We start from the raw sequence: 24,379 nt of genomic DNA on the forward strand, positions 1-24,379 counted from the left end.
TCCGCACCACCACTGCCGAGAGGACCTTCCCGTGATCGTCAGCCACCTCGCCGCGATCCGCTCCCGCTGGTCGACCCTGGTGGTCTTCGCGCTGATCGGGGTCCTCATCGGGATCGCCGTCGCCGTGCTGAGCCCCCGCGAGTACCGCTCGACGTCGACGCTCTACGTCGCCAGCGCCGGCGCCGACAACGCCACCAACGCCTACAACGGCAGCCTGCTCTCGCAGGAGCGCGTGAAGTCCTATCGCGAGATCCTCGCCAGCGACCGGGTCGCCGAGCAGGTCGCCACCCGCGTCGGCGGGGGTGCGACCGCCGACACCCTGCAGGACGCCGTCAGCGTCACCAACCAGCCCGAGACGACGCTGCTCCTGGTCACGGCCACGGACCGCTCGCCGGAGCGTGCCGCGCTGATCGCCACCACCTACGGCGACGTGCTCGCCGACGTCGTGGCCGGCATGGAGCGCACGGCGAACACCGCCGACCCGAGCGCCGCGCCGGTCGTGTCGGTGCGCACGGCGCTCGCCGCCCAGCCCGACCCGAACCCGGTCTCGCCGCAGCCGGTCCTGGACGTCGTCCTCGGCCTCGTCGTCGGCCTGCTCGTCGGCGCCGGCGTCGCCATCGCCCGCGCGGCGATGGACACCACGGTCACGAGCGCCGCGGCGCTGGCCGCCCTCGCGGGCACGTCGGACATCGGCGAGGTCGGCCACGACCCGCGCGCCGGGGACAGCCCGCTGGCGGTGCTGCACCGCCCGTCGTCGGGGACCTCGGAGTCGTACCGCAAGCTGCGCAGCAACCTCGGGTTCGTCACCGTCGACCGCGAGGACGGCGCCGCGATCGTCATGATCACCAGTGCGCTCCCCGGCGAGGGCAAGAGCACGACGGCCGCGAACGTCGCCCTGAGCCTCGCCGACCTCGGCGCCCGCGTCGTGCTGCTCGAGGCCGACCTGCGCCGCCCGGTGCTCGCCGGCACCTTCGGGCTCGAGCCCGCAGTCGGGCTGACCACCGTGCTGGGCGCGGGCGCCCCGATCGGCCAGGTCGTGCAGCGGGCGGGCCGCCTCGACGTCGTCGTCGCCGGGCCCGTCCCGCCCAACCCGAGCGAGCTGCTCGAGTCGCGCCGCCTGGCCGCCACCCTCGACGAGCTGCGGCAGCGCTACGACTGGGTGATCGTCGACTCGGCGCCGCTGCTGCCGGTCACCGACGGCGCGGTGCTCTCCCGGCGCTGCGACGGCGTGGTGCTGCTGTGCCGTCACGGCGCGACCTCCAGCGGCGCGGTGCGCCAGGCGGTGGAGACGCTGCGGACCGCGGGCGCGACCCTCGCCGGCACGGTCATCACCCAGGTGCCCCGCGGGGGCGCGGCCGGCTACGGCGGCTACGGGACCTACGGCACCTACGGGTCGCCGGGCTCCGGGGGCTCGGGGGGCTCGCGTCCGGCGCCGGCTCCCGTGCCCGCCGCGCCCGGGCCGCGCGTCGTGCCCCTGACGTCGCGGCCCGCGCCGTCCCCTGCCCCGTCCGCCGCCCCGTCCCCTGCCCCGCAGGAGCGGGTCCTCGCGCCCGCCGTCGGGCTCGCCGAGCCGGGCGCGCGGCGCGCGGGCGGCGCCCACCGCAAGGAGAGCCCGCGGACGTGGCGCACGCGCGCCACCGGCGTCCTGTCCTCGGTCACCCCGCCCGTCATCACCCCGCCCGTCGCGTCCCGCACGCTGGACACCCCGTGACCAGGCGCCGCTCGGCCTCCTGGCTCTACGCCGCCGGCGTCGGGCTCACGGCGGCGCTGACCCTCGCGGCGGTGCACGCGGGCAGCGCGCTGGTCTGGCTCGGGCTGCTCGGGGTGCCGCTCGCCGTCGCCGTCGTCGTTCGCCGCCGGTTCCTCGACGGCTGGGTGTCGCCCCTGCTGCTGGTCGCCCTCGCCCTGCTGGCGACGGCGGGGTTCGGCGCGGCCTTCGGGCGCAGCGTCGGTGCCGACGGCGGGGTCAGCGCGACCCTCGCGCTGTCCGGCGACGAGACGCTGCGGACCGCGCTGCTGCTCGCGGTGTCCGCGACCACCCTGCTCGTCGGCGGCGCGGTGGCGCTGACGGCGCTGGGCGCCCGGGACCGGCGCAGCGCATCCACGGCCTACCGCACGCTGCTGCCCGACACCGGGGCGTTCCACGGCGACCCGTCGACGCGGCTGGTCGTGCTCGCGGTCGCCGCGCTGCCCCTGCTGGCGACGGTGCTCGTACAGGGCCCGGACCTCGTGCGGCGCAGCACCTACCTCATCGGCGAGGCGGGCTCCGCGGGCGGCATCGTCTCGATGCTCGGGCTCGCCGGGGCCGTCGGCTGCGGGCTCGTGCTCGGCTCCGAGCGGGGCGTGCGGCTCCTGCTGCCGATCGGCCTGGCCGCCGGCTACCTGCTGCTGTTCTTCGCGCTCGGCAGCCGCCGCCTCGCGCTGCTGCCGCTGCTGATGGCGGTCGGCGCGCACGTCGCCCGGCCCTCGCGCGCCACCCGGATCGGCCTGGCCGCCGCGGTCGTCGCGGCACTCGTGCTGCTGCCCATCCCGCTGTACGTGCGGGGGATCGGCGCGCACGGCCTCCTCCCGTACACCGCGGCGCTGCCCGGGATCCTCGAGCAGAACGACATCCTCGGCGGTGCCGCGGACAACCTGCTCATCTCGTTCCCGCTGGTCGGCGCCACGGCCTACCAGGTCGCGCCGCTGCCGCTGGACTACTTCTTCCTGCAGGTCAACCCGCTGCCCGGCTCGATGATCGGCTGGTACGACATCTCCGACAGCCTGCGGATCAACCTGTACACGCCGTACGCGGGGGCCGGCGAGCTCGCCAACTACGGCTGGGGCGTCGTCGTCGGGTTCTGGTTCGTGGTCGGGGCGTTCCTCGGGACGCTCGACCACCGCATCGGCGTGCTGCTCGACGCCGGCCGCCGCGGCGTCGCGCTGGTGCTCACCGCGCTGCCGCTGGTCTTCACGATCCTGATGCTCCAGTACAACCTGCGCTCCGGCGTGCGGATGCTCATCTACTCCGCCGCCGTGCTCCTCGCCCTCCGGGCCGTCGACGCCCTCAAAGCCCTGTCCCTGCGCCTCCCGAGCCCCGGAAAGGTCTGACGACCCATGCGCATCGCCGTCGTCCACAGCTTCTACTCCAGCCGCGTCCCGAGCGGGGAGAACCAGGTCGTGCTCGCGCAGGTCGACGCCCTGCGCGCCGCGGGGCACGAGGTCGCGCTCGTCGCCCGGTACACCGACGAGCGCCTGCGCCGCGCGTCGTACCCCGTCGAGGCGGCGCTGACCACGGCGACCGGTGTCGGGCCCGACCCGACCGCCGAGCTCGCCGCGTTCGCGCCCGACGTCGTCCACGTGCACAACCTGTTCCCGAACTTCGGGACCGCGTGGCTGCGCGACTGGCCGGGCCGCGTGGTCGCGACGCTGCACAACTTCCGCCCGATGTGCGCCAACGGCTACCTCTTCCGCGACGGCGCGCCCTGCACCGCGTGCCCGTCCGGGGACCGGTGGGGCGCGGTGCGCCACGGCTGCTTCCACGGCTCGAAGGTGGCCTCGCTGCCCCTGGCCTGGCGCGGACGCCACGGCGCGCCGGCCGACCCGCTGCTCGCGCGCGCCGACGCCCTCGTCGTGCTCTCCGAGCGGGCCCGCCGGACCTACCGCGACGCGGGGGTCGCCGAGGACGCCCTGCACGTCGTGCCCAACTTCGTGACGGTGACCCCGCACGAGGCCACCGCGCCGGGCGAGCGCTGGCTCTGCGTCGCCCGCCTGACCCCCGAGAAGGGCGTGCTCGAGCTGGTGCGCTCGTGGCCGGCCGGGGTGGGGCTCGACATCGTGGGGGAGGGCGAGCTGCGGCCCGCGATCGAGGCGGCGGCGCCGGAGGGCGTGCGCCTGCTCGGCGGCATGGACAACGCCGCCCTGCGCGCCGCGATGGGCGGCTACGCCGGGCTCGTCGTGCCGTCGCGATGGTTCGAGGGCCTGCCGACGGTGTACCTCGAGGCGCTCGCGGCCGGGCTGCCGGTGCTCGCCGTCGACGGCAACAGCGCCGCCGACGACGTCGCCGCGCACGACCTCGGCGTCGTGGTCCCGACGTCGGCGGGCGCCGCCGAGATCCGCGCGGCGATCGACGGCATGGTGGGCCGCGGCGCCGAGCTGCGCCGGCGCGCCGGGGCGTCGTTCCGTGCCCGCTTCACCGCGCCCACCTGGTGCGACGCGATCACCGGGGTCTACGACGGCTCCGTCGCCCGCCCGGCCGCCGAGGTGCCGCTGTCGGCCTGACCCCCGTCCGGCTGCGCCGCGGGGACCTGCCAGGGTGCTCCGCGTGACCGCGTCCGACTCGGCCGACCTGACGCGCTGGCTCGCGGGCCGGGCCCACCCGCTCGCGGTCCCCGACGACGAGGACACCGACGGCGACGGCGTCGCCGCCTGGGTGCGCGCGACCGAGGGCGCGCGCGTCGTCGCGATCGGCCCGGCGGTGGGCGGCACGCACGAGCTCACGCAGCTGGCCTGCCGGCTGGTCGAGGCCCACGCCGCCGCCCGGGCGGTCGGCACGCTCGCGCTGCAGGCGAGCGAGTCGGGCGCCACGGCGCTCGACGACCACGTGCGGCACGGCACCGGCTCGCCGGGCGACGCGCTCGAGCGCCTCGGCTCGTGGAGCTGGAACTGCCGCGAGGTGCTCGACCTCGTGCGCAGGCTCGCCGAGGACTCGCCCGTCCCGGTCGTCGGGATCGACCCGCGCCGCCCCGCGAACGCCGTCCGCGTCGTCGGCGCCTACCTGCGCACCGCCGCCCCGGACACGCTGGCCCGGGAGGCCGACGCGCTCGCCGACCTCGCGCTCGGGCACGGCGACGCCGCCACGCGGGCGGCCGTGGAGCGGGTGTGCGCGCGGCTCGAGGAGAACGTCCCCGCGCTGGTCGCGGCCACCTCGCCGACCCAGCACGCCGAGGCGGTCCGGCACGCCGGGTTCCTGCTGCGGGCCGCGGAGCTCGCGGCGACCCCGGACGCCCGCCGCGACACCGTCGCCACCCGCCTCATGGCCGACGCGGTGCTCGCCGCCGAGGAGGGCGGCGGCCCCGTCGTGCTCTGGGCGCACGCGGACCACGTCGTCGTCCGCCCCGAGACCCTCGGCGCGCGGCTGCGCGAGCGCCTCGGCGACGGGTACCGGGCGCTGCTGCTCTCGGCGGGCTCGGGGTCGACGCGCGCGCTGCGGCGCCGGCGGTTCGTCGGCCCGACGCGGACCCCGAAGACCCACCGCTTCCCGGCCGCGCCCGCGTCGTCGCTGGAGGGCACCGTGCTCGCGGCGTGTCCGCGCGACTCGCTGCTCGACCTCACGGGCACCGACCGGCCCGCGGCCGCCACCGCCTGGGCGGGGTCGCCGACGACGCGGCGCTCGGTCGGCGACGAGGTGTCCGCGGCGGCGCCGGTCCGCGCGTTCGTGCCGTGCGTGCCGGCGAGCGAGATCGACGGGGTCGCCGTGGTGTCGACGGTGCACCCGGGCCGGGTGCGCTAACCCCGGCTCGCGAGCACCGCGCGCCCGCGCGGCGAGAGCTCGTAGCCGACGGGCAGCGAGTGCGTCAGCCCGAGCGCCTTGAGCTTGCGCACGTCGGTCTTGAACGGGGCGGTCTCGCGGCCGAACGACGCGGCGAGGTCCGGGGCGCGCACGCCCGGGCGGTCGGCGATCGCCGCGAGCGTCGCCCACGCCCACGGGCCGTGCGCGCTGCGCGCGTCCATGGCGTCGAGACGCGCGGCGACGGCGGCGAGGCCGTCGGCGTCGGGGACGGACGCGGCGAGCTCGGCGCGCGGGTCGGGCTCGTCGAGCGGGTGGAAGCGCACGCGGAAGAGCTCGGCGTCGTCCGCGGCGTGCCGGTCCGCCTCGGCGAGCAGGGCGTCCACGGAGTCGAAGCCGGCGCGCCGGGCGTCGTCGGGGCCGAGGTCCTCGCGGCGCACGACGTCGACCTCGTCGACCTGCAGCCGCCCCACCGCCGTCCGGTAGGGGCGCCCGGGCTTCACCTGCGCCCGCTTCCAGCGGCGGAAGGTCAGGTCGACCTCGCCCCGCGCGATGGGGTCGGCGAAGCGCAGCGCGAAGAGCACCGGGTCAGGATCCCCCATAGGCGCCGGCCGACGGCGGCACGGTGCCGGCGGTCGCGACCGCGGTGCGGTGGCGATGCTGGTCGTGGCCCACGAGCTCGATGTCACCGAGGTCGGCGGTCGCCCGCCGGCCCTCGTCGCCGCGGCCGGACACCGTCGTCGACCGCGCCGTCGGCTCGTGGCCCGGGGCGGCGGCGATGAGCGTGTAGGCGCCGGTCGGCAGGTCGTCGATCCGGAAGCTGCCCTCGTCCGAGGTGCTCGTGCGCCCGGTCTGCGCGCCGCGGTGGTCGACGAGGGTGACGACGGCACCGGGCAGCGGGGTGCCGTGGTGGTCGTGCACGCGACCGAGCAGCACGCGCTCCGGGCCGGCGCCCGCGGCGGCGGCGTCGGCGGGGCCGGGCTCGTCGTGCGCCTCGTCCTCGTCCGTCGTGGACGTCGTGCGCGTCCGCCGGGCCGCGACGGTGATCAGTGCGACGGCCGCGAGGAGCCAGAGCCCGATGACCAGCAGGTGACCGCCCAGCCCGGCGTCGTCGAGGTAGAGGATCGCGCGGACCGAGTCGACGAACGCGGCGCCGAGGTGCCACTCGGAGAGCCAGCCGAAGATCGGCGGGACGATCTCGGCGGGGTAGGCGGAGTTCGACGACGGGATGTTGAGGAAGACGAACACCAGCATCCCGGGGAAGAGCGCCCACTTGCCGAGGAACGCGACCAGCGCGGTGGTGGTCAGCCCGACCGTGAACGACGTGACCGCACCCAGGGCGATCACGCCGACGATCTCGCCGGCCGTGCCCTGCAGGATCTGCAGCCACGGGCCCATGAACAGGAACAGCACGATCGGCGTGAGCACGGCGACCCCGGCGCTGATCGCGACGCGGGTGCGCATCGGCAGGAAGTACGCGGCGTTGCCCAGGATGTTCGCCGTCATGAAGCCGACGATGCTGACGATCAGCATGAAGAACATCAGCCCGATGCCGTTGCCGTCGCCCGGGGCGAGCGGCGCGACGTCGACGGTCTGGATGGTGTTGCCGGCCTGCGCGGCGAACGGCTGGAACACCGTCGGCACCAGCTGGGTCATGACCCGTCCATCGGCGCCGGCGACGAGCATCTGCGCGGGCTCGCCGGGCGGCGCCGTCACGTAGGCCGCCTTCACCGTCTGCTGGAAGATCATGTCGGTCGCCTGCTGCGGGGTGTCGACCGGGATCAGCGTGAACCTGCCCGCCAGCGCCGGCGCGGCCGTCGCGACGAACGACGCCGCCCCCGCGCCCACCACGGCGACCGGCAGGTCGTGCGGCACCGGGAGGTGCAGCGCGGTGATGTAGCAGAGCGGGAACATGATCATGAAGAACAGGGGGAGCGTGAGCGCGAACCGCACGTTGCTGCGCTTCATCTCCGGCGACAGCTCGGGTGCGGCGGCGGGCTTCTGCTCGGTCTCCGGGCTGTCGGCGGACAGCGTGGACTGCGTCATGTCTCCCGTTCCTGCGAGTCGGGGTGCGGGCGGGGTCGCTCAGCGCGGCGGGGTGAGACCCGCGCGGAGCAGGGCGACCACGCCGTCGAGGTGGTCGCGCGCGGCGGTGTCGGGCGACTCGGGGTGGTCGAGCCAGAGGCCGACGGCCACGCGCACCGCGGTCATCACCATGGCGGCGGTCGTGAGGACGTAGGCGTCGGTGGCCGGGCGTGCGGTGCGCTGGGCGATGCCCTCGGCGAGCGCGGCCTCGGTGGCCCGGGTGGCGGCATGCATGCGGCCGAGCAGCTCGGGGTGCTCGCGCAGCAGCAGGAGCTGCTGGTGCCAGACGCCCGAGCCGGTGGCGGAGTCGAGGACGTCGGCGAGCACCCCGGCCGCGGCCGCGAGCGGGTCCTCGCCGGCGGGGCGGGCGACGACGGCCTCGGTGACGTCGGTCGTGCCCTCCGGCCCGGCGCCGAAGAACGCGTCGTCCTTGCCGGTGAAGTGGTTGAAGAAGGTGCGCGGGGAGACGTCGACCTCGGCGCAGATCGCCTCGACCGTCACCGCGTCCGGGCCGTGCTCGCGCCCGAGGCGGACCGCCGCCTCGCGCAGTGCGGCCCGGGTGGCGGCCTTCTTGCGTTCACGCAGCCCGCCCGTCGTCACCGGACCTCCCCGTGGCTCGCTGCATCGACCGCAACTCTGCAGTCGCTGAATACATAGCTACGGTAACCATCTCGGCACCGGCTGAAGCGCCGCTGTGAAGGGGACCTCAGATCGAGCTGACCCCGACGACGATGAAGAAGAGCCAGAAGAGGATCCAGCCGACGATCGGGATGTAGCCCAGCACCAGGCCGGCGATCGTCATGCCGTGGCCGGTGTTCTGCCCGCTGCTGGTCTCGCGCCAGGCGAGGTGCCCGCAGATCACGGCGGCGATCGACGCGACGCCGGCGGTGAAGAACCCGAGGATCCCGCACACCAGCGCCGCCACCGCGAGCCCCGACACCTGCGGGCCGCTGGGGTAGGAGCCGTACGAGGCCGGCGTGTAGGGGCCCTGCGGGTACGGCGTGTAGGGCGCCGACGGGTAGGCGGTGTAGGGGTCCTGCGCGTAGGGCTGCTGGGCGTAAGGATTCTGTTGCTGCTGGTACGCGCGGTCGGCGGCGTACGGGTCGGAGTAGGGCTCCAGCGCGTAGGGGCTCGGGCCGTACGGGTTCGAGGAGTAGGGCTCGGAGGGCGGCGGCGTCGGTGATGCGGCGGGGGTCTCCCCGGGCGTGGCGAAGTTCGCCGGGGTGTCCTGCCCCTCCCGGCCGTCGCGCTGCGGTTCCCACGGCGAGCTCACGCCCGGATCGTAGGACGACGTCCCGATCTCCGGGGTGTGCGCGGCGCCCGAGCGCGCCGCTCGTGGCGGGAGCGGCCTCCGGAGGGCTCGCCGTGTCGATCTCGCGAGGATGCCGTCAGGGTCGTCGTCGCCGACAGCCGTGGTGACATCCCCGAGAGATCGTTCCGGCGAGCCTGCCGCGACCGGCACGTCCGGCGCGCTGCGGGCGTTGTCGACCGTGCCGGACGTGCCGTTCGCGGCGGTGGGTCCGCCGGCGTCCGGCGAAGGGCTCCCCTCGCCGATCTAGAGCGCCGGGATGACGAGGTCGGCGTAGGTGTCGCCGTCGGTGTCGGCGACCGCGACGGGGCCCTGCTCGCCGTACGCCGCGCCGTCGGTGATCGCGGCGTCGCCGTAGCCGTCGCCGTCGGCGTCGAGGACGACCTCGTCGACGCGGCCGTCGCCGTCGTGGTCGGAGACCGCGTACTCGTCGTACCCGTCCTGGTCCCGGTCGGCGGAGGCGGTCTCCGCGTAGCCGTCGCCGTCCGCGTCGGTGGCGGTCGACTCGTAGTAGCCGTCGTGGTCGCCGTCGAAGGAGGTCGCGCTCGGCGTGCCGGCGGGGAAGGCCAGGAGCCCGCCGTCGGCGCCGTAGGTGCTGCCGTCGCTCGCGGTGTAGGTGTCGGACGTGCCCGGGTCGCTCATCGCGGTGCTCCTTGCCGAGGGTGACCGTGTCGACCCTCTGACGTGCCGGGCGCCCGATGATGTTCCTGAGAGAACTCTGTCAGCGCCGGACCGGCTCGATCCGCCGCAGGGCGGCGGCGATGCGCGCACGGTGGTGCTGATCGTTCAGGGCAGCGAGACGTACGCCAGCCGGCCCTGGGTGTCGACGCCGGCGACGGCGCCGCCGGCCGCGTAGCGGTACACGCCGGTCCTGCGCTGCGGGGGCTCGCGCAGCGCGGCGAGCAGCGCCTCCCGGTTGGCGGGCTGGGCGAGCAGCGGCGCGACCTGCGACCACGGCGCGGCGTCGACCGCGGCCGACGGCTGGTAGCGCTGCTGGACCGCCGGGAGGTCGCCCGTACCGAGCGCGGTGTACAGGCCCTGGACCCCGGTGGCCACGGCCGCGGGCAGGTTGCGCCCCGCGGTGTCGGCGACGGCGGGCGTCCCGGCGGGTGCGGGCGCGGGCGCGGGGGCCGCGCTCGGTGCCGGGGCGGGCTGGGCCGGGGCGGGCGCCGCCTCGGTGCTGCTCGCGGGGGAGACGGGTGCGGTGACGAGGGTGAGCACGGCGAGCGCCGCGGCCACGAGGATCGCGACGCCGAGGGCGGCGCTCGCGATCCAGGGCCCGCGACCGGCGCCCGCGCTCGCGGCCGGCGCGGTCACCGCCACGGCGCCGTGACGTGCTCGGCGATCCCGGTGCTGCTCATGCTGGCCTCCTCGATCCGTCCCGGCGGCAGTATCGGGACGATCTCGCGCGCGCGTTACCGCTGGTCGGGCAGTCTGCGTCACGCGGTCGTGTTCGTACACCCCGGACGGGGGAGGCCGTGCCCACGGCGACGTCGCAGCGCGGTCACGGCGCGGGCAGACGGGGCACGGCCGCCGCCGCGAGACGCTCGGCGTCCGCGCAGAGGTCCTCGACCGGCCGCGCGCCGAGGACGGTGACCTCGAGCAGTTCGACGCGCCCGCCGCCGCCGGGGGCGGTGAAGGAGCGCTGGAGCACGGCCGCGTCGCAGGAACCCTGCCGCGGGGTGACCGCGCCCGGCCGGCCGGCGATCTCCGTGGTCGCCGCGAGAGTGCCGCGCCGCTCGACCCCGACGTCCACGACGGCGGGACCGACGCCCCAGCGGCACGCCCACCCGCCGACCCCGGGGACGACCCGGGCCGCGTCGAGCCCGGGCACGCCGGCCAGGTCGTCGGGGGCGAGCACGGCGCAGGTGTCCACGGTGGTGAGCGCCCCGGGCGGGTCGGCGACCGGGCGCCGAGGGAGCGGCGTGCCGCGACCCAGCGCGCGGACGGTCGTGTCGGTGGCGGCGTCGGCGGTGGCACACGCGTCGGCGCCGGAGCCCGGGGGCAGGACGGCGTCGACCGCGACCTGCACGCCCTCGGTGGTCACCACGGTGCGCGTGCAGCCCCCCGGCTGCGGGGCGGGCCGGCGGACGAGCAGCGTGCCGACCCGTTCCTCCGGGCCGGCCGTGACCGCCGTCGCGACGGGCTCGAGGGTCGCCACGACCACGACGTCGCCGCCGGGGGCGCGGACGTCGAGGGTGCAGGAGGCGGGGCTCCCGAGGTCGGCGACGACCCGCGCCTGCGCCGGGGCCATCCCCGCCGGGTCGACGAGACCGCACGGCGCCACGGTCGCCGGGTCGCCGATCACCGCGGGCACGACCCGGTCGGCCGGTGCCGCCGGCTCGCGGAGCAGCGCGACTCCGGCGACCAGCCCCACGAGCACCACGGCCGCGGCGACCAGCGCGCCGACGACCCACGGCCGCCGTCGTGGCGGGGACCCCGGCGGCGGAGGACCGGGTCGCGGGGGGCCCGCCGGCCGCGACGAGGGCGGCGGCGGCACCGGTCGGCGCGGGGGTGGCGGGGGCAGCGGCGGTGGGAGCGGCGGTGGCGGAGCCGGCGCGGACACCGGAGCCGCGGACGTCGCCACCGGGACCGTCGTGGCCCGGCTCGGCGCCCACGCCTCGGCCGGCACCGGCGTCGCGATCACCTCGGTGAGCCGCGGCCCGTCGTCCAGCGCCCGCAGACCCGCCAGGAAGGTGGCGCCGAGCCCGCCGGGTGTCCTCTCCCGGTCGCCGGCCACGCGCTCGAGGAGCGCGCCGACCGCGCCGCGCTCGCCGTCCACGGGCACCGCGGCCAGGGTCGCGGCGAGCGCCCGGACGTCGTCGTCCTCGGCGGTGGGCCGGTCGTCCGGGCGGTGGCCCGACGGCGCCCCGAGCAGCCACACCCCCGGCCCGCCACCCGGCCCGCCACCCGACCCGACGAGCACGACGTCCGCGCCGACCCGGCCGTGGACCAGCCGCGCCGCGTGGGCGGCGGCGAGGGCCTCGCCCAGGACCAGCGCGATCTCGCGCAGCCGGCCCGCCGGGACGGGCCCCGTCTCGGCGAGGCCCCGGGCGCCGGGCGGCACGTCGTGGACGAGCCACAGTGCGCGGTCCCGGCCGGCCGCGACGTCCCGGGCCGGGGCGAGACCGGGGTGCGGGTGTCCGGCGCCGCGCCGGACGTCACGGGCGACCCGGGTCAGCGCACCCGGCCCCTCGCCGTCGAGGGCCACCGCGACCACGGCGTGGTCGTCCCACTCGTCGTGCGCCGCCCGGACGGCCGCGGTGATCGCGGCCCCGAGGCGGTAGTGGCCGCCCGAGAGCAGCTCCCCGTCCGTCACGGTCGGTCCCCGGTCCGTGCGGCCGGATCAGCCGCCGAACGTGGACCTGGCGCGGAACTGGACCGCGCCGAACACGGCGTTGGACTGCTCCAGCGTGCTGGTGCGGATCTCCCAGCTGTAGTTGAGCCCCTCGTAGATGCCCGTGGAGTAGACGGTGCCGCCCGACTGCGCGGTGTACAGGGGACCCTGCTGGACCTGGTTGGCGCGCCACACGTCGAAGTTCTCGATGCGCGGGCCGAGCCGGCTGGTGTCGTCGTAGAACGACCGCGCCCCGGCCGCGTCGGGCCAGCGGGCGAAGATCACGCGGGCGCCCGGGGCGACGGTGGAGAAGTCGCAGATGTAGGCCTCGGTCGGGTTGGCGCCGGTGGTGGTGGTGAGCCGGTCCTGCGCCGTGGTCGGCCGGCAGGTGGAGGCCGTCACGTCCGGGAAGACCTGCGCCATCGTGGCCTGGCCGGGAGGGGCGCTGGTGCCGTTGCCGCCCGGGGTGGTGCCCCCGCCGCCGCCCCCGCCGGTGTCCGGCGGCTGCGCGTTGGTGGTGACCGGCCCCGGGGTCGGCGTCGGGGCGGAGCCCTGGTTGAGGATCACGACGGCGCCGACCACGACGACCAGCAGCAGGGCGGCGACACCGGCGATGATCCCGATGACCTTGCCCTTGTTGCTCTTCGGCGGCTGCGGCGGCTGGCCGTACCAGCCCTGCGGGCCGCTGGCGCCCGGAGGCGGCGGGTACTGCCCGGTGCCGTACCCGGGCCCGGGCCCGTAGCCCTGCGGCGCCGTGCCGGCCGGGTAGCCCGGCTGGCCGTAGCCCTGGGTGCCGCCCGGCTGCGTCGGCCCCCACGCGGCCGGCGCGGGCTGCGGGCCGGACGACTGCGGCGCGCCGAACGGCGAGGGGCCCTGCGGGGCCTGCGGGCCTTGCGGCGTCCACGGCGCCGCCTGCGGCCCGGAGGTCTGGCGCGGGCCGGGGACCTGGGTCGGGGTTGCGCTCTGCGGGCCGGACGCGCCGGTCGCGGCACCGGCGGCCGCCCCCGCGACCGCGCCGGCCCCGAGAGCGCCGGCGCCCGCGGCGGTGTTGCGGGCGGTCGCGTCGTCCGGGCCGCCGACCGGCGCCGCACCGGACGGGGAGGCCTCGCCGCCGACCGCGCGCACGGCCGCGTCGGCGAAGTCGCCCGCCGTGGCGTAGCGCTGCGCCGGGTCCTTGGCCATCGCCCGGGCGAGCACCGCGTCGAGGGCGGGCGGCGACCCCGGCGCGACCTCCGAGAGGCGCGGCGGGGTCTCGTTGAGGTGGTCGTACATGAGGCCCGGGCCCTCGGACACGAAGGGCGGGCGCCCGGCGATGGCCTCGAAGAGCAGGCAGCCCAGCGCGTAGACGTCGACGCGGCGGTCCATCTCGCGGCCCACGAACAGCTCGGGGGCCATGTAGGCGAGCGTGCCGATCGCGGAGCCGGTGCCCGTGAGCGAGCTCTTGGTGTCGCCGCCCATCGCGCGGACGATGCCGAAGTCGACGAGGTAGACGAAGTCGCGGCCGCGGTGCTGGGTGATCAGCACGTTGGACGGCTTGACGTCGCGGTGGATCAGCCCGTCGTCGTGGGCGGCGTCGAGCGCGTCGGCGGTCTGGCGCACGATCTCGGCGGCGCGCCGCGGGTCGAGCCGGCCGTGGCGCTCGATCTCCTCGGCGAGGTCGACCCCCGAGACCAGGCGCATGTCGATGTAGAGGCGGCCGTCGATGGTGCCGAAGTCGTGGATCGGGATGACGTGCGGCGACGAGAGGCGCGCGGCGGTGCGGGACTCGCGGCGGAAGCGCTCCTGGTAGTCGCCGTCGTCGGCGAGGCCGCCGTGGAGGCGCTTGACCGCGACGGTGCGCTGCCGGGAGGTGTCGAACGCGCGGAAGACCTCGCCCATCCCGCCGCGCCCGATGCGCTCCTCGAGGCGGTACGGCCCGAACGTCTCCGCGGGCTCCCCCGACGACGGCGGCGTCTGGCCCGGGGCCTCGGTGCTCATGCGGCGCTCTCCTGGATCGTGGCTCTCCGGGGGTGACGGGGCCCGGATGAAAGTCACCGAGAGTATGTGCGATCACCGGAGGGCAGGCCATAGCCCTCACACATTTCGCAGAGTTTCCTTACTCCACGTAATGCTCGTCGGTGTCCGGACGGTCAGCGGCCGGCGGGGAGCCGGTCGCCGGGCTGGAGGTTCATCGCCGGGAACATCCGGTTGGAGTCCTCCAGCGAACGGGTGACGATGTCGAACGTGTACGGCCGTCCGGAGTACGCGCCGGTGGCGTAGACGGTGCCGTCGGGCGCCGCGCGGCGGTGCAGTGGGCCCTGCCGCTGGTCGACGCCGTGGCCCCACACCGGCATGCCGTCGAGGCTCGGGCCCCAGCTGCGCTGGTCGTCGTGCCACTGCTGGGCGTCCGCGGCGGTCGACCACTCCGTGTAGTAGACGAACCCGCCCGGCACCGCCGCGCCGTAGTCGCACAGGACCACCGCGACGGGGTGCGCGCCGGTGGAGGTGACGTACTCGGCGGCTCCGACCCGGTACGGCGTGCAGCGGTCGCCGAGGGCGGTGACGTCGGGGAACGCGGCGGCGAGCGTGCCCGGCGACGCGGCCGGCCGGGAGCCCTCCGCGGCGACGGCGGAGGTGGAGTGTCCCGGCAGCTGGTCCGACGCGGGCCCGGACGGCCAGCCGATGACGAGGAGCATCGCGAGCACGCCGAGCAGCCCGACCACGAGCCCGCCCGCGGCCCACAGGGTCAGGGTCCACGAGCGCGCGGGTGCGGGTGCGGGCGCCGGCGCCGGGGCGACCGTGTGCGGGCCCGTCGCGGGCCGGGACCGCGCCGGGCCCCACGGCGCCGTGATCGGCGACGCCGCCGGTCGCTGGGAGGGGACGGCGGTGGGCACGAAGGACTGGTCGACGGCGTGCCCGGCGCGCTCGGGGATCCGGACGTAGCGCGTCGGGCCCGTGTCGCCCCCGGTGCGCGGACCGGTGTCGGCGCTGCGGTGCCGGCCGGTCGAGGTGATGGTCATCGTGTCCTCCCGGCTCGCGGGTCGAGGCGCCGCAGCAGGAGCGCGGTGGCGACGACGAACAGGACGGTGACGCCCGCGAGGGCGCCGAGGTCGAACAGCCAGGTGCCGGCCGTGTGCTCCCACAGCGGCTCGGCGTCGGTGTAGGGCGGCGGCACCCCGGGCCCGCTGCGCACGCCGATCGTCGAGGCGCCCATCGCGAAGCCCCAGCGCGCCGGCACGAACCACGACAGCTGCGCGAGCACCGGGCTGTCCTGGATCTGCAGCAGGGCGCTGGACAGGATGAACTGCAGCATCGCGAGCAGCACGAGCAGCGGCATGCCGCGGTCGGCGTTGTCGATCCAGGCCGACACCGCGAGGCCGACCGCCATGCTCGCGACCGTGACGCCCGCGATCGCGACGAGGATCTCCAGGCGCGGGTCGCCCAGCACCACGGCCGCGTCGGGTCCCGGCCGCCCGAGCTGGCCGAGGACGCCGAGCACGACGCCCTGCAGCCCGGTGACCACCCCGAGGACGACGACCTTGGAGAGCAGGTAGGCGGTGCGGGAGAGGCCGATCGCGCGTTCCCGGCGGTAGATCTCGCGTTCCTTGACCAGCTCGCGGATCGAGGCCGCCGACCCCATGAGCGCGGCGCCGACCACGAACACCATGAGCAGGCTCTGCGGCGCCCCGGGCACCCCGCGCATCTGCTCGGCGAGCGACAGGCCGGTGTCCACCGGCAGCGCGTGCGACAGCGCCGCCAGCAGCAGCGGCAGCACCACCATGAAGACCGTGTACTGGCGGTCCGCGGCGATCACCGCGAGGTAGCGCCGGCACAGCACGCCGAACTGCGCGAGCGCGGACTGCTGGCGCGGCGGCGGGGTGGTCGCGACGGGGGTGGGCGCGCGGTCCGCGGGACGTGACGGGGGCGGCGTGCCGATGTAGCGCTCGCCCAGCGGGGAGCGGCGGAACCGTTCCGCCCACTCGGCGCCCGACTGCCGCTCGAGCAGGAGGAAGAGGTCGGCGAAATCGGTGACGCCGAAGTAGGACAGCGCCTCCCGGGGCGGCCCGAAGTAGGCCACGGTCCCGCCGGGCGCGAGGAGCAGCAGGCGGTCGCAGACGTCGAGGTTGGCGACGTTGTGGGTGACGACGACGACGGTGCGGCCGTCGTCGGCGAGTCCGCGCAGGGTGCGCATGACGCTCTTGTCGAGGCCGGGGTCGAGTCCGGAGGTGGGTTCGTCGAGGAAGAGCAGCGAGGGGCGGGTGAGCAGTTCCAGGGCGACCGAGGTGCGTTTGCGCTGGCCGCCGGACAGCGAGTCGATGCGCTGGTCGGCTTGGCCGTCCAGACCGAGCTCGCCGATCACCTCGGCGATCCGCCGGTCGCGCTCGGCCTCGGTGGTGTCCGACGGGAACCGCAGGCGGGCGGCGTACGCGAGCGCGCGCCGGACGGTGAGCTGCGGGTGCAGGATGTCGTCCTGCGGGACGAGCCCGATGCGCTGGCGCAGCTCGTCGTAGTCGGCGTAGAGGTCGCGGTCGGCGTAGGTGACCGTGCCCTCGTCCGCGGGGCGGAAGCCGGTGAGCGCACGCAGCAGCGTCGACTTCCCGGCGCCCGACGGCCCGACCATGGCGAGCAGGCTGTTCTCCTCGAGGGCGAAGCCGACCCGGTCGAGCAGCACCCGGTCCTTCGCCGCGCGCACCACCAGGTCCTGCGCGCGGAACGCGATCGCGCCGGCGTCCTCGCGCTCGACGAGCCGGATCGACCCGTCCTGGCCGCCGTCGAGGTGGAACAGCGCGTGCCCGATGCCGACGAGCATCCCGGGCCGCAACGGGACGCGGCGGATGCGTCGCCCGTCGACGTAGGTCCCGTTGGGGCTGCCGAGGTCGATCAGCTCCCAGCCGCCGGCGCCGTCGGCGACCAGCTCGGCGTGGTGACGGGAGACGAGCAGGTCGTGCACGACGACGTCGTTGTCGGTCTCGCGGCCGATGCGGATGCGGCGTGCCGGGCCGGGGGCCCCGGAGGCCTCGGGGGCCTCGGGGGCCTGCGCGGCGGGCAGCCGGTGGACCGCGGAGAGCCGACCCTGCCGGCTCGGGCCGGTCGACTCGGACCCGGACGGCGGGGTGGACTCCTCCCGGGCCGGCCGCGACGGGCGCGCGGGCCGGGCGGCGGGCGGGACCAGCGGGGCGGCCATCGGCACCGGCGGCGCGCCCGGGTCGGCGCCGACGGCCCGCAGGGACACCGTCACCTCGGGCCCGCCGACACCGAGCGTGAGGGTCAACCGGGGCGTGGCGCCCGGGGACAGCCGCAGCTGCTGGAGCCGCTCGCCCGCGACGAACACCCCGTTCTGGCTGCGGTCGAGCAGCTCCCACCCGGTGGGCAGCGGCCGCAGCTCGGCGTGCACGCGGGACACGAGGGGATGGATGATCTGGAACCCGGCGGCCTCGTCCCGCCCGATCGTGACCGGCTGTCCGGGCGGCACCACGAGGCGGCGGTCGCCGTGGGTCAGCTCGAGCTGCGGCGCCGTCAGGGGCCGTCCGCGCGCCGGACGACGGCCGGCGGCGGGCCGGGGCACGGGCTCCACGGGATGCACCGGGTTCCTCCCTCGCGGCCGGGCCCCGCGGCCCGGCGACGTCACCTCCCTCGGAGCGCACGTCCGAGACGGTGACAGTCTGTGTTCACGAGGGGGTGCTCATCCAGAGGGTTTGCGATAATCGCGCCGATCTGTCACTCCTGGTGATCGACGGCGTCCGAGCGGGTGGTCCCGCTCACGCCGGTCGGGGGAGCGGGGCCGTGACCGAACGGCGCGCCGGACGCTGCTCGCCCACCGCGTCGGGGAACGCGGCGGCGAACGGGCGCGTCAGCGGGTCGCGGCGGGCGGTGGCGTTGTCGATCGCGTGCACGTGCCCGGTGACCTGCACCGATCCGACCTCCGCGAGGCGCCGGTGCACCCGGTCGAGACGGGCGCGCAGCGCGGCCGCGTCGTCGGCCTGGCGCTGCCGGGCGCGGCGGGTGTGCCGGGGACCGGCGGTGGCCGATGCGCCGTCGTCACCGTCGGGGGCCTCGTCGGCGGGGGGCGCCGCGAGGAGGGCGGCGGAGCGGGCGGAGCGGGCGGTGGTGGTCGGGCGGCGGAACATCGTGGATCACGTCCCTCGGTGCGACGGGCCGGTGGTCGGTCACCCTCTGCATCGAGCGGCAGGCGGCGGTTCTTGATCGGCCGTCCGGAGGACTCCAGTTCCGGCGCCCGTCAGCCGAAGAGACGCGTCACCTCGCGGGGACGTGTCAGAACAGGCCGTCGAAGAACCCGTCGTCCCCGGAGCCGTCGTTGGTGTCCCCGGTGTCGCCGCCGCCGTCACCCGGCACGGGGGTCGACCCGTCGCCGGTCTCGGCGTCGCCACCCGACCCGGAGCCGGTGTCGCCGGAGCCCCCGGACGGCGCGCCCGACGAGGGCGACGACCCCTCCCGCACGACGTCCAGGGTCACGGTGCTGCCGCGGGGCACCGCGGTGCCGACGCCGGGCTGCAGCGTGGCCACGGTGCCGGGCGCGCCACCGCTGTCCACCTCGCGGACCGAGACCTCCAGGCCGACGCCCTCGAGCGTGGCCTCCGCGGACGCGCGGGTCCGGCCGACGACGTCGGGCACCTGCAGCGTGGCCCGCCGCTGGCCGATGACCAGCTCGATCGCCTCGCCGGGGGCGCGCAGCGAGCCGGGCACCGGGTCCTGCCCGATGACCTGGCCGACCTCGGTCGGATCGCTCGTCTCGCGGGTGCGCGGCACCGGGGTGAGGACCAGCCCCGCGCCCTCGGCCGCCACGCGCGCCGCCTCGGGGCTGCGCCCGACGAGCAGCGGGACCTGCACGAGCCCCGGCCCGCGCCCGATCCGCAGGGTCACCGCCGACTCCTCGTCGACCCGCTGGCCGACGTCCGGCGACGCGCCGACGACGCGGTCGACCTGGTCGGGCGGGGACGGGGTCGGCACCACGATCGGCGCGAGGCCGGCGTCGGCGAGCGCCCGGACGGCCTCGTCGCGGGTGAGCCCCACGAGGCGCGGCACCTCGCTGTCGGACGGGCCCAGCGCCCACCACCCGCCGCCGAGCAGGATCGCGAGCGCGGCCGCGACCACCGCGAGCTTGCGCCGCGACCGGGTCGGCCGGGCGGCCGCGTGCGCCCCGGTGCGCCCGCCGTCGACGGTGGCCCGCCGGCCGGTCCGGGCGAGCTCCGGGGTCACGAGCGTCTCGGCGGTGTCGCCGACGTCCCCGGTGTCCCCGCGGCGCCGCCGGCGGCCCGGGTCGGTCCAGCGCCCGGTGTCCCAGCCGCGGCCGTGGTCGTGCTCGGTGATCGGCTCGTGCTCGCCGAGGACCGCCGGCGCGTCGGGCCGCTCGCCCGCGAGCACGCGGAGCAGGTCGGCGCGCATGTCGCCGGCGGTCTCGTAGCGGTTGTCGGGGTTCTTGGCCATCGCGCGGCGCACGACGGCCTCGAGCTCGGAGGACACCGCGACGCCGGGCGGGGCGAGCGTGGCGATCAGCGGCGGGTCCTCCCGCACGTGCTGGTAGACGATCGCGACCGGGCTGTCCGCGGTGAACGGCGGCTCGCCGGTGAGCAGCTCGAAGAGCACGCAGCCCGCCGCGTAGACGTCGGCGCGCGCGTCGACCTCCTGGCCGAGCCCCTGCTCGGGCGAGAGGTACTGGGCGGTGCCGATGACCATGTCGCCGGTCAGCGCCGGGCCGGTCTCGGTGAGGGCCCGGGCGATGCCGAAGTCCATGACCTTCACGACGTCGCCCGGCGTGATCATGATGTTGGCCGGCTTGACGTCGCGGTGCACGACGCCGTTCTCGTGGCTGTAGCCCAGCGCCGCGCAGACGTCGGCCATCACCGCGCAGGCGCGCTCCGGCGGCATCGGCCCGTGGACGCGCAGCAGGTCGCGCAGCGTCGACCCGCTGACGTACTCCATGACGATGAACGGCAGCCCGACGCCCTCGGCGGCCACCTCGCCGGTGTCGTAGACGGCGACGATGCCGGGGTGGTTGAGCCCGGCGACGTTCTGGGCCTCGCGCTCGAAGCGCAGCCGGAACGAGGGGTCGCGGGCGAGGTCGGAGCGCAGCACCTTGACCGCGACCTCGCGGCCCAGGCGCACGTCGAGCCCGGCGTGCACGTCGGCCATGCCGCCACGGCCCAGGCTCGGGCCGAGCTGGTACCGCCCGGCCACCAGCGTCGCCTGCGACATGCGCTCCTCGTGCCTCCGCTCACTGCTCGGTCTCGCCCGGGTCCCGATTCGGCATCGCCCAGCATCACCCGGACGGGTCCAACGGCGCGGGAGCGGGTCGGCAACGGCGGGTCGCCGTTTCGGCGCGCGAGTTCGCCCGTTCGTCGGGTCGGTTGCGGTCAGTCGCCGCAGCAGCACCCGTCGCAACAGCACCCGTCACCGCAGCAGGTGTCGCAGCCGTCGCAGCCGCACGACGTGCAGTCGACGCAGCTCGCGCAGGGGTTGGACCGCGGCTGCCCGCTCCACGGGCCGGTGATCGGGTCGGCGCAGCAGAGCTGACCGGTACAGCACAGGCCCGCCGCCGCGGCGCACCCGGCGAAGAATCCGCGGGGGTCGCGGCCCGGACCGCCGTCGCCAGGATGCGGCGGCTGGTCGGTGGACGGCTGCTCCGATCGGTCGCACGTGCGGGCGACCGCGCGGTCCGTTTCGTGCACCAGCAGGCGGTGGGCGAGCCGGGCGTCGAGGGCGTGCGGCGACGGCAGCTCGACGACGGGCAGCGTCGCGCCGAGGACCGCGACCTGCCGGCGCGCGAGCTCCTGTGTCGCCTCGACGCCCGCCCCGGTCGCGTCGATCGGGTTCCACCGGTTCGCGCGCCGGTCGTCGGCGAGGTCGTCGAGCGCGTCGAGCAGGTGGGCCAGCCGGCCGAACGCGGCCCCGGCGGTGGCGAGCGGGGCCGCGTTGGCCGGACGGCCGGCGAGGACGGCGGTGTGCGCGAACGTCGCGGACACGGCGTCGGCGGTGGGGGCGGTCGCCGCCTCCAGGGTCACCGTGCCCGCCGCGTGCTCGACGGCGTGCTGGCGCGCGGGCACCGCGAGCAGGGCCGACGGGTCGAAGCCGTGCGGGGCGGTCGCGCGCGCCCGGGCGCTCCAGCGGTCGGCGACCCTCCTGGTCAGCGCGGCCGCGGGGCGGTGGCGCAGGACGCCCTGGCCGTCGTCGACGTGGTCGGTGAGGTGCCCGGCGGCCAGGAGCAGCGCCGCGTGCGCGGCGAGCTGGGCGCCCTCGCCGGAGACGACCGTCGCCGTGCGCATGCCGCGCGCGGGGCAGGGCCCGGCGCGGCGGTCGCCGTCGCGAGCCCCCGACTGGGCCGCGGTGAGCACCGAGACCAGCAGCGCGTCGACGTTGGTCGCCGTCCGGGCGAGCTGACCGTGCCCGTCGCGCAGCGTCAGGCAGGTCCCGCAGAGGTGCGCCATCCACCGTCGGTGCAGCGTGGGGGAGAGGTGATGGCGGCAGGGCCGCACGATGCCGAGCACCGGCAGGAATGTAGTGATCAACGCTGTCGATCACGTCCGCCGTTCGTCCGGTTGTGCACCGCCGTTCGTCGCAATCTCGCCTCGTGCCGGTGTGTGCGCGGTGAGTGAGGAGGGAAGGGTTCCGGCGACCGCGCCGCGCGCCACGGGGGCCGCGCGTCGTGACGATCGGGAGGGGAACCATCGTGATCTCGACCAACAGGGCACGTCTGCTCGCGGCGCCGATGCTGGCCGGCGCGCTCGGCCTCGGCGTCCTGGGCGGCTGCGCCCAGAACCAGGCCCCGGCGCCGCCTCCGGGCGCGGCCGGCGCGCCGAGCGCGGCGGCCGGTCAGGGCGCGCCGGGTGCTCCGGGTGCTCCGGGTGCTCCGGGTGCTCCGGGTGCTCCGGGTGCGCCGGGCACGTCGGCCGAGCAGGCGCCCGGCGGCGAGGCCGGCACCCAGCCCGGCGGCGGGGGTGCCGGCGGCACCGGCGCGGGCGGCGGCAACGCCGACGGTTCGGGCAGCGAGGGCGGCACGGGCAGCGGTTCGGGTTCGGGCAGCGGTTCGGGCTCCGGCTCCGGCTCCGGTGGCGGCGCGAGCCAGACGCCGTCGGGCGGCGTGGAGACCGGCGGCGGCTCGACCTCGGGTGTCGAGCACGCCGGCCTCATCGGTGCCGGCGCACTCGCGCTGGCCGGTGCCGGCGCGCTGGGCGCAACGGCCGCGCGCCGTCGCCGCGCCGACAGCTGATCGTCCCCGGCGACCCCGCACACCCGCCCGGTGTGCGGGGTCGTCGTGTGTGCGGGTGCTGTAGTGGCGGGGATCGGAGAGGCGTCGACAGCCGGAGGGAGCACGGGGTGAGCGGCGAGCCCGACGGAGCGAGGGACGCCCCGGCTGCCTCCGACGCAGCGGAGGAGTCCCTCGCTCCACCACCCGAGGCGCCGCCGCCGCCGCAGCCGCCGCAGCCGCCACAGCCGCCACCGCCACCACCGCCCCGCCCCGATCGCACGCGCCAGGTGCTGGTCGCGGGCGCCGTGCTCCTCGCGGTGGTCGGTGTGGCGCTCCTCGGCTGGGCGGTGACGCACCAGTCCGGCCCGCCGCCGGCGCCCGCCGCGCCGGCGCAGGCCGGCCCGCCGCCCCCGTCGTCGCTGGTCGCCGGGCCGCCGGGCCGGGAGCTGGAGACCGGTGCCCCGCTCGGCACGTCGTCACCCCCGGCGACGCTGCGCGTCCCCGCGATCCGGGTGGACTCGCCGGTCGGCCAGGTCGGCCTCAACCCCGACCGCACGATGGAGGTCCCCGCCGAGGGATCGCCGGGCTACGACCACGCCGCCTGGTTCCGCTACTCCGTCACGCCGGGCCGGCAGGGCCCGTCGGTGATCATCGGGCACGTCGACTCGGCGGCCTCGGGGCCGTCGGTGTTCTACGAGCTCGGGCGGCTGCGGCCCGGTGACCGCGCGCAGGTCGTGCGCGCCGACGGGGCGACGGTGACCTTCGAGGTCACCGAGGTCGCCGTCTACCCCAAGGACGCCTTCCCGACCGACCGCGTCTACGGCCCGACCGCGGGCCCGGAGCTGCGCCTGATCACCTGCGGCGGCAGCTTCGACCGCGGCGCGGGCTCCTACCGCGACAACACCGTCGTGTTCGCCCGCGAGGTCTAGGCGCCGATCCGCGCCCGGAAGTGCATGGCGCGGTAGGGCCAGTTGTCGTTCGTGTGCCACTGGCTGACGACGAGGTGCATCTCGTCGGGCGTCGAGCCGGGCAGGATGTAGCCGCCGTAGAGCTGGGCCACGCGGCCGCAGCCGTGGTCCTCGTCGCCCCAGCCGCAGCCGCCGACCACGGTGAGGCGCTCGGCGGTGGTCAGGTCGGTCGTCGGCCCGTCGGGCATCGGGACGAGATCGATGCGGTAGTTCCCGGCGTCGAACGCCGAGAGCCACCACCCCTCGCCGACGCGGCGCAGCGAGAGCTCGCCGAACGCGCCGGGCAGCACGGGCGTCGGCGCGTTCCCCCAGGCCCACGCGCCGTCGGCGAAGCCCCAGCCCTCCCAGGACGCGGCGTCGAGCAGCCGGTCGGCGGGCACGCGGTGCAGCAGCAGGCCCTTGTCGCGCTGGAAGCCGGTGGTCAGCGCGTAGACGTGGCCGTCGGGACCGAGCTCCCAGGTCAGCATCTGGAAGAGCCCGCCGAGGTGCCCGCCGGGCCAGCTCAGGCCCGTCGACTCCCAGGTCTCACCGTTGTCGCGCGAGCGGTGGATCTCCGTCCAGTGCACGTTGCCCAGGCCCTCGCAGGCCATGACGTGCAGGTACATCTGGTCGCCGACGGTGATGAGGTCCGTCGGCAGCTGCGTGGTGATCCGCGTGCCGCCGATCAGCCCGCCGAGGCGCCCGCCGATCCGGGCGTTGTGCCGGTAGGAGACGACCTGCTCGGCGTAGCCGCGGCTGCCGCCCGCCGACCCCGTCCACCGCACGCCGCCGTCGTCCCGCACCGTCGCCGGGTCGCCGAAGAGGATCACCGGCGAGCGCCAGCCCCGGCCGCCCGCCTCCTTGCTCTCGAACGTGTCGCCGAAGACGGCGACGAGCCGCCCGTCCGGCGCCAGCGCCGCGGCGCCCAGGTCGGTGCCGCCGATCCCGTAGTCGTCGGTGTGCCCGGGCCCGGTCAGGTCCCGGAGCTTCGTGACCTCGAGGGTGCGCATGCCGTGGGTATACCGGACGG

20 protein-coding genes are annotated in these 24,379 nt (G+C 76.7%); 6 read left to right on the forward strand and 14 right to left on the reverse strand.

Annotated features, from left to right (window positions below):
* Window positions 1-31 precede the first annotated feature (31 nt).
* Genes WCD58_RS15120 through WCD58_RS15135 form a run of 4 tightly spaced genes read left to right on the forward strand, consistent with a single transcriptional unit; the run spans window position 32 to window position 5,491 of the window.
* Window positions 32-1,711, forward strand: a complete 1,680-nt coding sequence (locus WCD58_RS15120) for a tyrosine-protein kinase domain-containing protein (protein WP_337703876.1) — start codon at window positions 32-34, stop codon at window positions 1,709-1,711.
* On the forward strand, window positions 1,708-3,090 hold the full coding sequence (locus WCD58_RS15125; protein WP_337703877.1) for a hypothetical protein: 1,383 nt from the start codon (window positions 1,708-1,710) through the stop codon (window positions 3,088-3,090). The genes WCD58_RS15120 and WCD58_RS15125 overlap by 4 nt, the downstream gene beginning before the upstream one ends.
* 6 nt (window positions 3,091-3,096) lie before the next feature.
* Entirely contained in the window at window positions 3,097-4,260 is a 1,164-nt protein-coding gene (locus tag WCD58_RS15130) for a glycosyltransferase family 4 protein (RefSeq protein WP_337703878.1), read from the forward strand.
* Between the two features lie 43 nt (window positions 4,261-4,303).
* Complete coding sequence (locus WCD58_RS15135) at window positions 4,304-5,491, forward strand: erythromycin esterase family protein (RefSeq protein ID WP_337703879.1); 1,188 nt, start codon at window positions 4,304-4,306, stop codon at window positions 5,489-5,491.
* On the opposite strand, the gene WCD58_RS15140 is transcribed toward WCD58_RS15135, so the two are convergent.
* The 13 genes from WCD58_RS15140 to WCD58_RS15200 all read right to left on the reverse strand — a co-directional run bounded on the left by WCD58_RS15140 (window position 5,488) and on the right by WCD58_RS15200 (window position 21,701).
* Window positions 5,488-6,072 carry an ASCH domain-containing protein gene (locus WCD58_RS15140; RefSeq protein WP_337703880.1) on the reverse strand — a complete coding sequence of 195 codons (585 nt, stop codon included), beginning with the start codon at window positions 6,070-6,072 and terminating at the stop codon, window positions 5,488-5,490. The two genes, WCD58_RS15135 and WCD58_RS15140, sit on opposite strands and share 4 nt — an antisense overlap.
* A 4-nt stretch (window positions 6,073-6,076) precedes the next feature.
* Complete coding sequence (locus WCD58_RS15145) at window positions 6,077-7,534, reverse strand: carboxypeptidase-like regulatory domain-containing protein (RefSeq protein WP_337703881.1); 1,458 nt, start codon at window positions 7,532-7,534, stop codon at window positions 6,077-6,079.
* Between the two features lie 39 nt (window positions 7,535-7,573).
* Window positions 7,574-8,173: a TetR/AcrR family transcriptional regulator gene (locus WCD58_RS15150; RefSeq protein WP_337703882.1), complete on the reverse strand. Its 600-nt coding sequence runs from the start codon at window positions 8,171-8,173 to the stop codon at window positions 7,574-7,576.
* Window positions 8,174-8,279: 106 nt separating this feature from the next.
* Window positions 8,280-8,846 carry a DUF4190 domain-containing protein gene (locus WCD58_RS15155; protein WP_337703883.1) on the reverse strand — a complete coding sequence of 189 codons (567 nt, stop codon included), beginning with the start codon at window positions 8,844-8,846 and terminating at the stop codon, window positions 8,280-8,282.
* A 282-nt stretch (window positions 8,847-9,128) separates the two neighbouring features.
* On the reverse strand, window positions 9,129-9,524 hold the full coding sequence (locus WCD58_RS15160; RefSeq protein WP_337703884.1) for a hypothetical protein: 396 nt from the start codon (window positions 9,522-9,524) through the stop codon (window positions 9,129-9,131).
* 144 nt (window positions 9,525-9,668) lie between these two features.
* A complete protein-coding gene (locus WCD58_RS15165; RefSeq protein WP_337703885.1) occupies window positions 9,669-10,205 on the reverse strand; it encodes a hypothetical protein in 537 nt (178 codons plus the stop codon).
* A 181-nt stretch (window positions 10,206-10,386) separates the two neighbouring features.
* Window positions 10,387-12,201: a hypothetical protein gene (locus tag WCD58_RS15170; RefSeq protein WP_337703886.1), complete on the reverse strand. Its 1,815-nt coding sequence runs from the start codon at window positions 12,199-12,201 to the stop codon at window positions 10,387-10,389.
* A 27-nt stretch (window positions 12,202-12,228) separates the two neighbouring features.
* Window positions 12,229-14,196, reverse strand: a complete 1,968-nt coding sequence (locus WCD58_RS15175; protein ID WP_337703887.1) for a serine/threonine-protein kinase — start codon at window positions 14,194-14,196, stop codon at window positions 12,229-12,231.
* A gap of 152 nt (window positions 14,197-14,348) precedes the next feature.
* Window positions 14,349-15,218: a hypothetical protein gene (locus WCD58_RS15180; RefSeq protein WP_337703888.1), complete on the reverse strand. Its 870-nt coding sequence runs from the start codon at window positions 15,216-15,218 to the stop codon at window positions 14,349-14,351.
* Complete coding sequence (locus tag WCD58_RS15185; protein WP_337703889.1) at window positions 15,215-17,782, reverse strand: ATP-binding cassette domain-containing protein; 2,568 nt, start codon at window positions 17,780-17,782, stop codon at window positions 15,215-15,217. Before WCD58_RS15185 ends, WCD58_RS15180 begins: the two co-directional genes overlap by 4 nt.
* A 175-nt stretch (window positions 17,783-17,957) precedes the next feature.
* A complete protein-coding gene (locus tag WCD58_RS15190) occupies window positions 17,958-18,326 on the reverse strand; it encodes a hypothetical protein (RefSeq protein ID WP_337703890.1) in 369 nt (122 codons plus the stop codon).
* A gap of 145 nt (window positions 18,327-18,471) precedes the next feature.
* On the reverse strand, window positions 18,472-20,412 hold the full coding sequence (gene pknB / locus WCD58_RS15195) for a Stk1 family PASTA domain-containing Ser/Thr kinase (RefSeq protein ID WP_337703891.1): 1,941 nt from the start codon (window positions 20,410-20,412) through the stop codon (window positions 18,472-18,474).
* Between the two features lie 158 nt (window positions 20,413-20,570).
* Entirely contained in the window at window positions 20,571-21,701 is a 1,131-nt protein-coding gene (locus WCD58_RS15200) for a DUF5685 family protein (RefSeq protein ID WP_337703892.1), read from the reverse strand.
* 182 nt (window positions 21,702-21,883) lie between these two features.
* Here WCD58_RS15200 and WCD58_RS15205 point away from each other — a divergent pair, with 182 nt between their 5' ends.
* Window positions 21,884-22,423, forward strand: coding sequence for a hypothetical protein (locus WCD58_RS15205; RefSeq protein ID WP_337703893.1), 540 nt, complete (start codon window positions 21,884-21,886; stop codon window positions 22,421-22,423).
* A 107-nt stretch (window positions 22,424-22,530) separates the two neighbouring features.
* Entirely contained in the window at window positions 22,531-23,331 is an 801-nt protein-coding gene (locus tag WCD58_RS15210; protein WP_337703894.1) for a class F sortase, read from the forward strand.
* On the opposite strand, the gene WCD58_RS15215 is transcribed toward WCD58_RS15210, so the two are convergent.
* Window positions 23,328-24,359 (reverse strand): glycoside hydrolase family 183 protein, encoded by a 1,032-nt coding sequence (locus tag WCD58_RS15215; protein ID WP_337703895.1) that lies wholly within the window; start codon window positions 24,357-24,359, stop codon window positions 23,328-23,330. The genes WCD58_RS15210 and WCD58_RS15215 overlap by 4 nt on opposite strands.
* Window positions 24,360-24,379: the final 20 nt, after the last annotated feature.

The sequence above is a fragment of the Actinomycetospora flava genome, assembly GCF_037400335.1.
Lineage (GTDB): Bacteria > Actinomycetota > Actinomycetes > Mycobacteriales > Pseudonocardiaceae > Actinomycetospora > Actinomycetospora flava.